The sequence below is a fragment of the Streptomyces sp. NPDC004647 genome (genome assembly GCF_040609575.1).
In the GTDB taxonomy this organism is placed as follows: Bacteria; Actinomycetota; Actinomycetes; order Streptomycetales; family Streptomycetaceae; genus Streptomyces.
Genome location: NZ_JBEXKU010000010.1, coordinates 86,116 through 98,666 on the forward strand (window position 1 = coordinate 86,116; position 12,551 = coordinate 98,666).

12 protein-coding genes are annotated in these 12,551 nt (G+C 71.2%); 3 read left to right on the forward strand and 9 right to left on the reverse strand.

Going from position 1 to position 12,551, the window contains the following annotated elements; all coding sequences use genetic code 11:
- The first annotated feature begins 9 nt into the window (after positions 1–9).
- Positions 10–2,496 (forward strand): DEAD/DEAH box helicase, encoded by a 2,487-nt coding sequence (locus ABZW18_RS06840; RefSeq protein ID WP_356183096.1) that lies wholly within the window; start codon positions 10–12, stop codon positions 2,494–2,496.
- Here the strand turns inward: ABZW18_RS06840 and ABZW18_RS06845 are convergent.
- Genes ABZW18_RS06845 through ssd form a run of 7 tightly spaced genes read right to left on the reverse strand, consistent with a single transcriptional unit; the run spans position 2,417 to position 7,450 of the window.
- A complete protein-coding gene (locus ABZW18_RS06845; protein ID WP_356183099.1) occupies positions 2,417–2,842 on the reverse strand; it encodes an Rv3654c family TadE-like protein in 426 nt (141 codons plus the stop codon). The genes ABZW18_RS06840 and ABZW18_RS06845 overlap by 80 nt on opposite strands.
- A complete protein-coding gene (locus tag ABZW18_RS06850; protein WP_356183101.1) occupies positions 2,839–3,201 on the reverse strand; it encodes a TadE family type IV pilus minor pilin in 363 nt (120 codons plus the stop codon). Before ABZW18_RS06850 ends, ABZW18_RS06845 begins: the two co-directional genes overlap by 4 nt.
- Positions 3,188–3,385: a DUF4244 domain-containing protein gene (locus ABZW18_RS06855; RefSeq protein WP_356183103.1), complete on the reverse strand. Its 198-nt coding sequence runs from the start codon at positions 3,383–3,385 to the stop codon at positions 3,188–3,190. The genes ABZW18_RS06850 and ABZW18_RS06855 overlap by 14 nt, the downstream gene beginning before the upstream one ends.
- Before the next feature lie 48 nt (positions 3,386–3,433).
- Positions 3,434–4,243: a type II secretion system F family protein gene (locus ABZW18_RS06860; protein WP_356183105.1), complete on the reverse strand. Its 810-nt coding sequence runs from the start codon at positions 4,241–4,243 to the stop codon at positions 3,434–3,436.
- Positions 4,240–5,160 (reverse strand): type II secretion system F family protein, encoded by a 921-nt coding sequence (locus ABZW18_RS06865; RefSeq protein ID WP_356183108.1) that lies wholly within the window; start codon positions 5,158–5,160, stop codon positions 4,240–4,242. The genes ABZW18_RS06860 and ABZW18_RS06865 overlap by 4 nt, the downstream gene beginning before the upstream one ends.
- Entirely contained in the window at positions 5,157–6,344 is a 1,188-nt protein-coding gene (locus tag ABZW18_RS06870) for a TadA family conjugal transfer-associated ATPase (protein WP_356183110.1), read from the reverse strand. Before ABZW18_RS06870 ends, ABZW18_RS06865 begins: the two co-directional genes overlap by 4 nt.
- Positions 6,341–7,450 carry a septum site-determining protein Ssd gene (ssd, locus tag ABZW18_RS06875; protein ID WP_356183113.1) on the reverse strand — a complete coding sequence of 370 codons (1,110 nt, stop codon included), beginning with the start codon at positions 7,448–7,450 and terminating at the stop codon, positions 6,341–6,343. Before ssd ends, ABZW18_RS06870 begins: the two co-directional genes overlap by 4 nt.
- 439 nt (positions 7,451–7,889) lie before the next feature.
- Between ssd and ABZW18_RS06880 the strand changes: the two genes are divergently transcribed.
- Positions 7,890–8,726, forward strand: a complete 837-nt coding sequence (locus ABZW18_RS06880; protein ID WP_356183116.1) for an HAD family hydrolase — start codon at positions 7,890–7,892, stop codon at positions 8,724–8,726.
- 306 nt (positions 8,727–9,032) lie between these two features.
- Here the strand turns inward: ABZW18_RS06880 and ABZW18_RS06885 are convergent, their stop codons facing one another.
- Positions 9,033–9,929 (reverse strand): oxidoreductase, encoded by an 897-nt coding sequence (locus ABZW18_RS06885; RefSeq protein ID WP_356183118.1) that lies wholly within the window; start codon positions 9,927–9,929, stop codon positions 9,033–9,035.
- Between the two features lie 101 nt (positions 9,930–10,030).
- Here ABZW18_RS06885 and ABZW18_RS06890 point away from each other — a divergent pair, with 101 nt between their 5' ends.
- On the forward strand, positions 10,031–11,023 hold the full coding sequence (locus ABZW18_RS06890; RefSeq protein WP_356183120.1) for an ATP-binding protein: 993 nt from the start codon (positions 10,031–10,033) through the stop codon (positions 11,021–11,023).
- A gap of 164 nt (positions 11,024–11,187) precedes the next feature.
- On the opposite strand, the gene ABZW18_RS06895 is transcribed toward ABZW18_RS06890, so the two are convergent.
- On the reverse strand, positions 11,188–12,468 hold the full coding sequence (locus ABZW18_RS06895; RefSeq protein ID WP_356183123.1) for a hypothetical protein: 1,281 nt from the start codon (positions 12,466–12,468) through the stop codon (positions 11,188–11,190).
- Positions 12,469–12,551 lie beyond the last annotated feature (83 nt).

Here is a 12,551-nt window from a genome sequence, read left to right on the forward strand (position 1 = left end):
GCAGCCGCGATGGCATTCAATCACTTACCAGCAGGCGTGCACGACGCCTTAGGCCCATTCTGCGTCACGCCAGTGACACACTCGGTGCCGATGGCCAACAATCAACTCCCGCCTGCGGCTGGCGTACGCCCTTCCCCCCGCTCGGTCCTCGACCGGCTCGCGGCGGGTCCCGATCGGGCTGTTCGCATCACTCATACGGAGCACTTGCCCCCACGTGCGGGCCGTCATGCGGACTGGCCGGCGGAGATCCGGGACGAGGTGACCGAGGCCATCGGACTGGCCGGGATCGGCCGTCCGTGGGAACACCAAGCGCGTACGGTCGAACACGCGCTGCGCGGCGAGTCGGTAGTGGTCGCCACCGGTACGGCCTCCGGCAAGTCACTGGCGTACCTCACACCCGTCCTCAGCGCCCTCCTGGACGGCTCCGAGGCTCCCAACGGGCGGGGAGCGACCGCCCTCTACCTCGCGCCTGCCAAGGCGCTGGCCGCCGATCAGCGGCGAGCCGTCGCAGAGCTGGCCGAACCGCTGGGCAGTGCCGTACGGCCCGCCGTGTACGACGGCGACACCCCGGTCGAGGAGCGCGAGTGGGTGCGCCAGTACGCGAACTACGTGCTCACCAACCCCGACATGCTGCACCGGGGCATCCTCCCAGCCCACCCCCGCTGGTCCTCCTTTCTGCGCGCCCTGCGCTATGTCGTGATCGACGAGTGCCACAGCTACCGCGGGGTCTTCGGTTCGCACGTCGCCCAGGTGCTGCGGCGGCTCCGGCGTATCTGCGCCCGCTACGGCTCCGATCCCGTCTTCCTCCTCGCCTCAGCCACCTCCGCGGACCCCGCGCGCGCCGCGACCCGTCTCACCGGCCTCCCGGTGGCCGAGGTCACCGATGACGCATCGCCCCGAGGTGAGCTGGTCTTCGCCCTGTGGGAGCCACCGCTGACCGAGCTCCACGGTGAACAGGGCGCCCCCGTCCGCCGCACCGCCACGGCGGAAACTGCGGATCTGCTCACCGACCTGGCAGTCCAGGGTGTCCGTACGGTCGCCTTCGTACGGTCGCGGCGCGGCGCCGAGCTGATCGCCCTGATCGCCCAGGAACGGCTCGCGGCTGTCGACCGCTCGCTGCCCGGACGGGTCGCGGCCTACCGCGGCGGCTACCTGCCCGCCGAGCGCCGTGCCCTGGAACGCGCCCTGCACTCCGGCGAGCTGCTGGGCCTGGCCGCCACCACCGCGCTCGAACTCGGCGTGGACGTCTCGGGCCTCGACGCCGTGATCCTGGCCGGATATCCGGGCACCCGCGCGTCCCTGTGGCAGCAGGCGGGCCGGGCCGGCCGCACAGGACAAGGTGCGCTCGCCGTGCTCGTGGCCCGTGACGATCCGCTGGACACCTATCTTGTGCACCACCCCGAGGCGCTGTTCCGCCGCCCGGTGGAGTCCACCGTCCTCGACCAGGACAACCCGTACGTCCTCGCCCCCCACCTGTGCGCCGCTGCCGCCGAGATGCCGCTCACGGAAGCCGATCTGGCCCTCTTCGGCCCCGCCGCCCCCGGGCTGATACCTCAGCTCGAGCAGCGGAAGCTGCTGCGCCGCCGGGCCACCGCCTGGCACTGGCCGCGCCGCGAGCGGGCCGCGGATCTGACTGACATTCGCGGTTCGGGCGGCGACCCCGTACAGGTCGTCGAGGCGGTGACCGGCCGCCTGCTGGGCACCGTGGATGCCTCCGCCGCCCACGCCGCGGTCCACGACGGCGCCGTCCATCTCCACCAGGGCCGCAGCTATCTCGTCAAACACCTCGACCTCCAGGACTCCGTGGCCCTGGTGGAGGAGGCGAACCCGCCGTACTCGACCACGGCCCGGGACACGACGACGATTTCCGTCCTGGAGACCACCACGGAGATCCCTTGGGGCGACTCGCACCTGTGCTTCGGTTCTGTCGAGGTCACCAACCAGGTCGTCTCCTATCTCCGCCGGAAACTGATCACTGGCGAGGTGCTCGGCGAGTCCAAGCTGGACCTGCCACCCCGGACACTGCGCACCCGCGGCGTGTGGTGGACGGTCACCGAGGACCAGCTCGAGGCAGCCAGGATCAGTCCTGAGCACCTCCCGGGCGCCCTGCACGCCGCCGAACACGCCTCCATCGGGATGCTGCCGCTGTTCGCCACGTGCGACCGCTGGGACATCGGCGGGGTGTCGATCCCGCTGCACCCGGACACTCTGCTGCCCACGGTCTTCGTATACGACGGGCACCCCGGCGGAGCGGGCTTCGCGGAGCGTGCCTTCCACACGGCGTACCGCTGGCTGCGGGCCACCCGCGAGGCCATCGCCTCCTGCGAGTGCGACTCCGGCTGCCCCTCCTGCATCCAGTCCCCCAAGTGCGGCAACGGCAACGACCCGCTGAACAAGCGCGCCGCCGTGCGGCTCCTCACCACACTCCTCGCGGGCGTGCCTCCGGAGGTTGTGAAAGCCGCGGAGTCGGGGGAGCCCGTGGACCGGGCGGAGTAGACACGGGCGCCACTGCGGCGGAGCCCGCCCGCGACCGGACCCGGGAAGTGAACAGTCCGGCCCGCGCCTCCGCGGTGAGGTCGGCGATCTCGCCGGTCACCGCGCAGCGCACCACCCGAGCGTTCTGGGCGGCTGCCACCCTCCGTGCCGTGGCACAGGCGGCCGGCTGCCCCTCGAGGGCGTGGTCCGCGGCGGCGAGCGCCGCCAGGTCCGCCGCGCCTCCCGCCCTGTGCCGGACCACCACGGCCTGCCCGATCCCCAGCACCGCGGTGAACACCGCGCACAGCGCCGTCGCCAGAACGGCCGTCCACACCGTCGCCGACCCGCGGTCGGCCGAAGCATTCACCGGGCCTCCGCCGCCGCGTCCTCGGCGAGGGCCGCAGCCTCGGCCCGCAGCCGGACGGACAGCGGCCCCGGCCCCGGCGTGGACGCCTCGACCCGCACGCGCACCAGGTCACCCTGGCGGTCGAGCCCGATCCGCGCCCCATGTGGTGCGGCCGAACGAGCCGCCGTCAGTGCGGCACCGCGCGGTTCCGACCGAGCTGCGGCGCGCGCCCCGGCGCGTGCCGCGTCGACACACTGGATCTGCGCCGCCGCGGCCATCAGTCCCCAGAACAGCACCATCGCGAACAGCGCAAGGACCGGCAGCACCACCGCCGCCTCGGCTGTCACATATCCCCCGTCTGACCGGTCAGAATTGCGCATCGAGGGCCCTCCCGATCACCGACTCGAGAGCCGCCGACACCGCCCCGCTGGTCACCACCTTGTAGAGGACGGCACCGAAGCCGCAGGCTGCGATCGTCCCCACCGCGTATTCGGCCGTGGTCATTCCCGCGTCCCGCCGTACATCGCGCAGCGCCCGCCACCACGTCCGGACCTTCATCAACATCTCAGCCCCCTTGTCTCGTTCTCCGTCATGTCTCGTCGGTTCATCGCGTCAGCCGCCGCTCAGGAGCCTGGTCGCCAGGCCGATCAGCACCGGCGCCACTCCGATCGTCAGGAAGGCGGGAAGGAAGCACAGCCCCAGCGGCGCGGTGGCCATCACCCCCGCGCGCCGGGCTCTGGCCGTGGCCTTCCGCGCCTCCTCCGCCCGGCATTCGGCTGCCAGCCGGGTCATTGGCTCCACTGCCGGTACGCCAGTCGCCTGGGCCCGCTCCAGGCAACGCGCCAGGCCGTACGCCCCGGGCAGCGCGCCCAGCCGGCTCCAGGCCAGCGCCGGTTCGGCCCCGAGCCGCAGCTCGGCCGCTGTCTGTGCGAGTCGGTCGCCGACCGGGCCGCCGAGCGAACTCCCCACGGCGTCGGCCGCTTCGCGCGGCCCCGCCCCGGCCGCCAGGCAGGCGGCCAACAGATCACCGGCCAGCGGCAGCCCGCTCTCCGCCCCGTCCACGCCGCCCTCTCCCCCGGGAGACTTCGCCGCGCGGAGGCGACACCACCTCCGTACGCCGTACGCCGCCGCAAGCCCGACGACGCAACCGGGCACGCCACCCACCAGCACAAAGGCAGTGAGTCCGGCGACCGCGGGAGGCCACCGGTCCCGCAGAGCACGGCCGGGCCCGTTCCAGCGGGTGATCCGCTCGCGCAGACCGCTGCACCGTCCCCGCCGGGGCATCTCCGCTTCCAGCAGTCGAAGCATCCGCCGCCGGGCCGCGCCTTCCCGACGGGCACCGCGCACGGCCGCGACCATGCACGCCAGAGCCACGACGGCCGGCACAACCGCGCACAGCCTGTGGACGAACTCGCACGTCATGCGGCCCTCGCTCGCCGCTTGCCGACCGCTGACCGTATGATGCGCGCCGTCCAGGCGAGCCCGGCGCATTCCAGCAGACCCCCGACCGCGAGACAGGCCCATCCGGGCGGGGTGTGGAGCAGGACGCGCAGCGGCTCTGCACCGAGGGCACTGCCCATGAGCAGCCCGAAGACCGGAAGCAGGGCCAGCATCGCCGCGGTCGATCTCGTACCTGCCAGCTGGGCGTACAGCTCTTCGCCCTGTTCCCGCTCCGCGCGCAGCGCCGCTGCCACCCGTTCGAGCCCGCCGGCGAGCCCCGCTCCACCGTCGGCCGCGACCTGCCAACAGGCAGCCATCCCGAGCAGCCCCTCACCACCCGGCTGTCCCGCCGCCTGCCGCAGGGCACCCGGCACGTCGCCGCCGAACCGGGCCGCTGCCAGCACCGAGGCCTCCGAAGGGCCGAGTGCCCCCGCTACGGCCGCTTGCAGCGCCTCGTTCGGCTGCCGCCCGGCCCGCAGTTCACCCGCCACCGCGGCGCACACCTCGATCACCTGGGCAGCGGTCCGGTCGCGGGTTGTGCGGCGCTCCCGCCGCTGAAGCCACCTCCGCGCCAGAGGTACAGCAGCCACGGCTCCGAGCAGCGGCAGCAAGGAGTCCCCGAGCAGGGCGACAGCTCCCCCGGCCGGCAGGCACCACAGCTCGCGCCCCAGCCGCCCCGGGGGCTGCGCCCGCCACCACCGGCTCGCCCCGGCGGACAACCTTCCCCACTGGCGGGAGAGTCCGTCCCGTCCCGGTGCTGCCGAACCACCGCCGGCGAAGAGCAGGCGCACTCTCCGCAGTTCCCGGTCCTGCCCCGACAACAGCCAGGCGGCCAGGCCTGCGCACAGCACGGCCGCGTACACCGGTGTGACACCGGATCCCACTCCGCTGCCGGTCACAGCGCACCCCCGCCCCGCGCGCACAGCCTCTCCAGGCGTCCCCAGCCCCGCTCGTGCCTGAACCCGTCCGTGCCCCAGACCGCGGCCGGTACGGTCCTGACGAACCCGGCACCATCCCGCTCCAGAACATGCACCTCGGCGATCCGCCGCCGCCCGGCACGGTCCCGTACGAGGTGGACAACCACGGACAGGGCGGCCGCCAACTGACTGTGCAGGGCGGCTCGGTCGAGCCCCGCGGTCGAACCGAGGGCCTCGAGCCGCGCGGGCACATCCGCCGCCGCATTGGCATGCACCGTCCCGCAGCCGCCCTCATGGCCGGTATTGAGAGCCGCCAGCAGATCGGTCACCTCCGCGCCCCTGACCTCACCGACCACCAACCGGTCGGGGCGCATCCGCAGCGCCTGCCGCACCAGGTCCCGCAGCGTGACCCGGCCGGTGCCTTCCTGGTTCGCCGGCCGCGCCTCGAGCCGCACCACATGCGGGTGATCGGGCCTCAACTCCGCGGAGTCCTCGGCCAGTACGATCCGCTCGTCCGGCCCGACCAGCCCCAGCAGGGTGCTCAGCAGTGTCGTCTTGCCCGACCCGGTTCCTCCGCTGATGAGGAACGACAAGCGGGCGTCGAGCACTCCCCTGAGCAACCGGTCCCCGTCCGGCGGCACCGTCCCCGCGGAGACAAGTTCCGCGAGACCGAACGCCCGCGGCCGCACCACCCGCAGCGACAGACAGGTCGAGCCGACGGCCACCGGCGGCAGCACCGCGTGCAACCGCGTCCCGTCGGGCAGCCGGGCGTCCACCCACGGCCGAGCGTCGTCCAACCGCCGTCCGGCCACCGCGGCGAGGCGTTGTGCAAGCCTGCGCACAGCTGCCGCGTCGGGGAAGCACACTCCGGTGCGCTCCAGCCCCTGACCCCGGTCCACCCATACTTCGCCCGGTGCGGTGACCAGCACGTCGGTGACATCCTCCTCGGCCAGGAGCGGCTCCAGCGGCCCGCTGCCGACGAGCTCGGAACGCAGCCGCCTCACCACGCCGAGCACTTCCGTGTCCCCGAGCAGCCGCCCCTGCTCCCGCAGCGCGGCCGCGACCCGCGCCGGTGTCGGCTCGGCTCCGGTCTCCGCGAGCCGCAGCCGGACCGCCTCCAGCAGCTGCACCGAAACGGCGCCGGTCACGGAGCTCGACGCGCTCATACGGCGACACCCCCGCCACCCGCCAGCGCCCGGCCCCAGAATTCCGAGCAGAACCGGGCCAGCGGCCCGCGCAAGCTGCTCCCGGGTGGCAGTCCGCCCTGCACAGCCCCCACCAGCCCTGGCTCCGGAGGCAGTTCACCCGCCAGCGGCAGTCCCAGCAGCCGCGCGATCTCCTCGTCGTCCAAGCCGGATCCACAGGGCCCCCGCACCACCGCTCGTAGATCGCGCAGCACCATGCTCACTGTCGCCGCCACCCGGTGTGCCGCGGCGACGGCCCGCAGCTCGGCGGGCACCACGAGCAGTCCCAAGTCCAGCTGCGCCAGAGCCTCGGCGACCGGGTCGTCCACCCGCCGCGGCAGGTCGACGACCACCACGCCACCGCCCCTGCGCGCGGCGCCCAGTACCGAGCGCATCGCCTCGGGCGTGATGACCACGGAGTCGCCCCGGTCCCAGCTCAGCACCCGAAGGGAGTGCAGTTCGGGCAGTGACTCCTCCAGCGCCCCGCCACCGACCCGGCCCCGTGACTGGGCGAACGCGGGCCACCTCAGCCCGTCCGCAGCTTCGCCGCCGAGGAGCACATCGAGGCCGCCGCCCAGCGGATCCCCGTCGATCAGCATGGTGCGCTGCCCCGTACGGGCCGCGGTCAACGCCAGCGCGCAAGCCAGGGTGCTCGCCCCGGCCCCACCCCGGCCGCCGATGACTCCCACCGTCAGCGCCTGCCGGCCGACACCCTCCGCCGCGTCGGCGATCCGGTCCACCAGCCAGGACTCGGCATCGGGCAGGAAGAGCACATGGTCGGCACCGATGTCCACGGCCTGCCGCCACACGTCGTGGTCGTCCAGATCCCGCCCGACGAGCAGCACCCCCGGTCGGCGCACCACTCCACCCAGCCGGTGCACCGCGTCGTCCCCGACCAGGACCAACGGCGCGCCTTCCCAGCCGCTGCCACCCGCGGGCGGCCCATGGGCGACCTCGGGCTCGGCGCCCGCCGCGGCGCACAACCGCAGCAAGTCGTCGAGCAGCCCCTCGTCCTCCGTGACGATCAGCGGTCGGCCCTGCTGTCCGCCAGCGGCCTGCAGCCGATCGGATGTGATGGATCCGGCCACGATCCGCCCCCTCTCGCTTTGCACTCTCACGTCCGCGAACTTCGCGGGGAATCACCGTGCAGCGATCTGAGAAATCACGTGGATCTTGGTCAAAAACTGTGGACAACTCGCGAGTTGTGAATATCCCGGTCACCTATACCGGTGACTTCCGCTCCGCAGTGCAACGATTACGTTCGGTCACGCGTCATGCTTGTCGAGGGCAGCGGGCCTGCACGGCCCAGAAGGGGGACAAGATCGGAAATGGACGACGAAAACGCGTCCGGACATGCGACGACCCCCGCCGGGGGGGAGAGCGGGGGTCGTCCCCACGGCCGACTCGGGGGGGGAGGAGTCGGACCGGGTTAGCACGGTCGCGAACGATCCGTGACTTCCATGGTGTACCCGAGAGCCTTCTCAGGCAAACCCACGCGCCGGAGCTTACGCCGAATGGCGGCCCCCTATGCTCACCCTCGTGGAAAACCACTCCTTGCCCCGCACAGCCGCCTTCTTCGACCTCGACAAGACGGTGATTGCGAAGTCGAGCACGCTGACCTTCAGCAGGTCCTTCTACCAGGGTGGCCTGATCAGCCGCAGAGCCGTACTGCGGACCGCTTACGCCCAGTTCGTCTACCTCATCGGCGGCGCCGACCACGATCAGACGGAGCGTATGCGGCAGTACCTCTCCGCCCTGTGCCGCGGCTGGAATGTCCAGCAGGTCCGGGAGATCGTCGCCGAGACGCTGCACGATCTGATCGATCCGATCATCTACGACGAAGCGGCCTCGCTCATCGAGGAGCACCACACCGCCGGCCGCGATGTGGTGATCGTCAGCACCTCGGGCGCCGAGGTCGTCGAACCGATCGGCGAGCTGCTCGGAGCCGACCGCGTGGTGGCCACCCGCATGGTCGTCGAGGAGGGCCGCTTCACCGGCGAGATCTCCTACTACTGCTACGGGCCGACCAAGGCTGAAGCCATCGCCGAACTGGCCGAAAGCGAGGGCTACGACCTGGCCCGCTGTTACGCGTACAGCGACTCGGTGACCGACATCCCCATGCTCGAATCCGTAGGCCACCCCTGCACCGTCAACCCTGACCGCGGGCTGCGCCGAGAGGGGGCGGCCCGCGGCTGGCCGGCGCTCTCCTTCAACCGCCCGGTCCGGCTGAAGCAGCGGGTTCCGGCGCTGTCGATGCCGGACTGGCCCGTACTCGCAGCGGTCGCTGCGGTCGGTGCCGCGACGGCCACCGCAGGCTTGTTCTGGTATGCAAGTCGGCGCCGAGCGGCTTATGCCCGTTTTTGAAGTCAAAAGTAAAGAACTGCAGCTGGGGCTTCCGCTTAATGATTCGCTGGAGTAGAAAGGAATCAACGGCCCGCGAGACCAGGGATATCCGGGAGGATCTTCCTCTGACGCATCAAGGCCCCACGGACCGAGCATGAAAGTCGGGCACCCACGCGACGCCGACCCGTCGAATACGGGCCAGCCGCACCAGGTGACGGGCAGAGTTCCCGACCTGATCGGTAAATATCCTGCACGCATGGTAACCCGGCGGACATGCCAGCGGCGGTACCTCTTTTCGGTACCGCCGCAACCCTTTTCACAGGCCGGTCAGGCCGCCCCGCGCTGAAGTGCCTCGCAGACCGCCGCGCTCTCCCGGGCACCCAGCTCAACCGCCTGCCCGCAGTGCGCGATCCACGCCGCCATCCCGTCCGGCGTGCCTGACACGTATCCATCGAGCGCCGCCGCGTAGGCCGCGCGCCCGAGCTCCGCGTGCCCTACTTCCGCCGGGCAGACGGACTTCGGGTCGAGCCCGCTGCCGACCAGCACGATCCGCTCCGCGGCCCGCGCGACCAGACCGTTGCACGAGCCGAAGGGCCGCAGCGCCAGCAACTCGCCGTGCACCACCGCGGCCGTCACCAGGGCCGGCGCCTCGCCCTCCCGTCGCGCCCCAACGCCTTTGTCCGAGCGCGCGCCCCCGGACGCGAGCAGCAGCTGCGCCAGCCCTTCCAGCCTGCCGGCCACCTCGTCCGCATCCGGCACCGCCAGCTCGACCAAGGGCTCCGACACCGACTCGCCCGCCAGCCGGGGCCGGCCCACGGTGTCATCCGGAGCCGCGCCTCCCGCGGCAACCAGATGCAACCGGGCCAGCGCACGCAGCGGCGACTGCCGCCAGACACTGAGCAGTTGACCCGCCTCGGCGGTCAGCCGCAGCGCCGCACCCACCGCCTGCGGCTCCCCTTCGCCGCCGAAGTCGCTGCGCCGCCGCACCTCTTCGAGTGCCCAGTCGGCACCGGACAGCGCCGCTGACCCGCGCGCTCCGCGCAGCGCGGCCTCCGCGGTGATTTCGTTGCTGCGGCGGCGCATCACACGGTGGCCGTAGACCCGGTCCACGGCCTTGCGCACGGAGTCCACAGAGCCGGCTACACCCGGAAGCTCGCCCAGAGCGGCCAGCGGATCGGCATTCACCGGGGGCCGGGGAGTCTCGCCCCGGGAAGACGCAGTCATGAGTACGACCCTACGCACTCGCCGCCCATACCCCTCGAAGGGGTGGACTTCTCCTCTCCCGGTACTCACTATCCGCATCCATGCGCATACCCTTGGTGAACATGAAGATCGCTTTCGTAGGGAAGGGCGGCAGCGGCAAGACCACGCTGTCCTCGCTGTTCATCCGCCACCTCGCAGCCTCCCGCGTCCCCGTGATCGCGGTGGACGCCGATATCAATCAACACCTGGGACCGGCCCTCGGCCTCGACGAGACGACGGCCGCCGAGCTGCCCGCCATGGGCGCCCGACTACCGCTGATCAAGAACTATCTGCGCGGTACGAATCCGCGTATCGCCTCTGCCGAGACCATGATCAAGACGACTCCGCCGGGCGAGGGATCGCGCCTGCTGCGGATCAGCGAGGACAACCCGGTCTACGCCGCCTGTGCCCGGACCGTGGAGCTCGAGGACAACCACGGCGTACGGCTGATGGTGACCGGGCCGTTCACCGAGTCCGACCTCGGCGTGGCCTGCTACCACTCCAAGGTCGGCGCGGTCGAGCTGTGCCTGAACCACCTCGTGGACGGCCGCGACGAGTACGTCGTCGTCGATATGACGGCGGGCTCCGACTCCTTCGCGTCGGGGATGTTCACCCGCTTCGATATGACCTTCCTGGTGGCGGAGCCGACCCGCAAGGGCATTGCGGTCTACCGCCAGTACAAGGAGTACGCCTGTGACTTCGGCGTCGCCCTGCGCGTGATCGGCAACAAGGTGCAGGGAGCGGACGATCTTGCGTTTCTCCGCGACGAGGTGGGCGATGACCTGCTGGTCACCGTCGGCCACTCGGACTGGGTCCGGACGATGGAGAAGGGCCGCCCGCAGCGTTTCGACCACCTCGAGCCCGCCAACCGCGCCGCCCTGCGAACTCTGCACGACGCCGCCGACAGCGCGTACGGGCGGCGCAACTGGGAGCGCTATAACCGACAGATGGTCCACTTTCATCTCAAGAATGCGGAGAGCTGGGGGAACGCGAAAACGGGCGCCGATCTGGCAGCCCAGGTCGACCCGGCCTTCGCCCTGGAGGAGAGCCTGGCTGCCGCCCCCCAGCCGGCCTGACGCCGCCGACCGCAGGCACTCACCGCACGGCTGATGGGACCGGCCGCGCGCCCGGACCCGGCCGCTCGTGCTTCCCCGGCGCGGTCTGCGCGCCGGGGAAGCACGAGCACCGCCCCCGCGGAAGCGTGGAGCGCCACGGAGGCCGGGGGACCACTCCGGGACACCTACCGCTTGGCCGGCGACTCCGGCTTCGCCTGGGCCTGGGGCCCCGCAGGAGCAACGGGCTGCGCGGAGAGAAAGGCCTCCCAGCCCTCCGCCGGCTTCTTGCCGACACCCAGGGTGCGAAGCCTCTCCAGCACCTGCGGATCCTGCGCGTCCAGCCAGTCGGCGAGCTGCTTGAAGGTCACACAACGCACGCCTTCCTGGGGGCAGATCGACTTGATGGTGTCCTCGACGGCGCGCATATACGTGCCACCGTTCCAGGACTCGAAGTGGTTTCCGATGAACAGCGGGGCACGGTTGCCGTTGTACGCCCGGTCGAAGGCCTGGCGCAGACCGTCGCGCATCTGCTCTCCCCAGGCGGCGTGCCGCGAGGGGTCGCCGTTCACCGTGCCGGACTGGTTCGCCAGGAAGTTGTAGTCCATCGACAGTGTTTCGAAGGTGCGGCCGGGCATCGGGATCTCCTGAAGCGGAAAGTCCCAGATCCCATCGATCTTGCTCGGCCAGACCTGGCGGCCCCCCCGGGAGCTGGCGTCGTAGCGGAAACCCATCTCCTTCGCGGCGGGGATCAGATTCCGCTGGCCCTCGAGACACGGGGCGCGGCCACCGACCAGCTCCTTGCTGTAGTCGAAGGGCAGCGATTCGGCGTTCTTGAGGCCGGCGTTCGTCCTCCAGTTCTTGACGAACCCCTCGGCCTGCGTGATCTCGCTCTTCCACTCCTCGGAGGACCAGGTGCCGACACCGCCGTTGGCACCGCAGAAGTGACCGTTGAAGTGGGTGCCGATCTCGTTGCCGTCCTGCCAGGCACCGCGGATCTGCTTCAGGGTGTCCCTGATTCCCCTGATGTTGTTGAAACCGATGTCCGAGGCGCCGGGTCGGTGTCTCGGTGGGGCGTAGAGCTCCCGCTTCTCGTGCGGCAGCAGGTACACGGCGCTGAGGAAGTACGTCATCTTCGCGTCGTACTTCTTGCCGACCTCGCGGAAGTGCGAGAAGAGTCTCTGGTTGTCCTCGCCCGCGCCGTCCCAGGAGAAAACCACGAACTGCGGGGGCTGTTGGCCCGGTACCAGCTTCCGGACCGCGGGCTGAAGGGGCTGCCGGCCGGTGTCGACGGTTGAACCGTCTCCGATCACTCGGACCTTGTCCGCGGCCGCGCCCTTGGGGGCGGAGGAACGTTTCTGCGCCTCGGTGGCGCCGGGCTTCGTCGCCACACCGCTGGAGCATCCGGCCACCGCCAGGGTCACCGCCGATGTGGCGACACCCAGGATCACTCTCCGTACGACTGCCATGAGCCACCTCTTTCCTCGGGCTTGTGCAGGGCCGACTCAGCGCGCACCAACCTCGCATGACCAGGAAGGAGGAATAAAACGAC

Excerpts from the sequence above, each read along its gene's own strand:
- ABZW18_RS06840 (WP_356183096.1), top strand. The coding sequence starts at position 10 with ATGGCATTCAATCACTTACCAGCAGGCGTGCACGACGCCTTAGGCCCA.
- ABZW18_RS06850 (WP_356183101.1), bottom strand. The coding sequence starts at position 3,201 with ATGCGCAATTCTGACCGGTCAGACGGGGGATATGTGACAGCCGAGGCG.
- ABZW18_RS06855 (WP_356183103.1), bottom strand. The coding sequence starts at position 3,385 with ATGTTGATGAAGGTCCGGACGTGGTGGCGGGCGCTGCGCGATGTACGG.
- ABZW18_RS06860 (WP_356183105.1), bottom strand. The coding sequence starts at position 4,243 with ATGACGTGCGAGTTCGTCCACAGGCTGTGCGCGGTTGTGCCGGCCGTC.
- ABZW18_RS06870 (WP_356183110.1), bottom strand. The coding sequence starts at position 6,344 with ATGAGCGCGTCGAGCTCCGTGACCGGCGCCGTTTCGGTGCAGCTGCTG.
- ABZW18_RS06880 (WP_356183116.1), top strand. The coding sequence starts at position 7,890 with ATGCTCACCCTCGTGGAAAACCACTCCTTGCCCCGCACAGCCGCCTTC.
- ABZW18_RS06885 (WP_356183118.1), bottom strand. The coding sequence starts at position 9,929 with ATGACTGCGTCTTCCCGGGGCGAGACTCCCCGGCCCCCGGTGAATGCC.
- ABZW18_RS06890 (WP_356183120.1), top strand. The coding sequence starts at position 10,031 with ATGAAGATCGCTTTCGTAGGGAAGGGCGGCAGCGGCAAGACCACGCTG.
- ABZW18_RS06895 (WP_356183123.1), bottom strand. The coding sequence starts at position 12,468 with ATGGCAGTCGTACGGAGAGTGATCCTGGGTGTCGCCACATCGGCGGTG.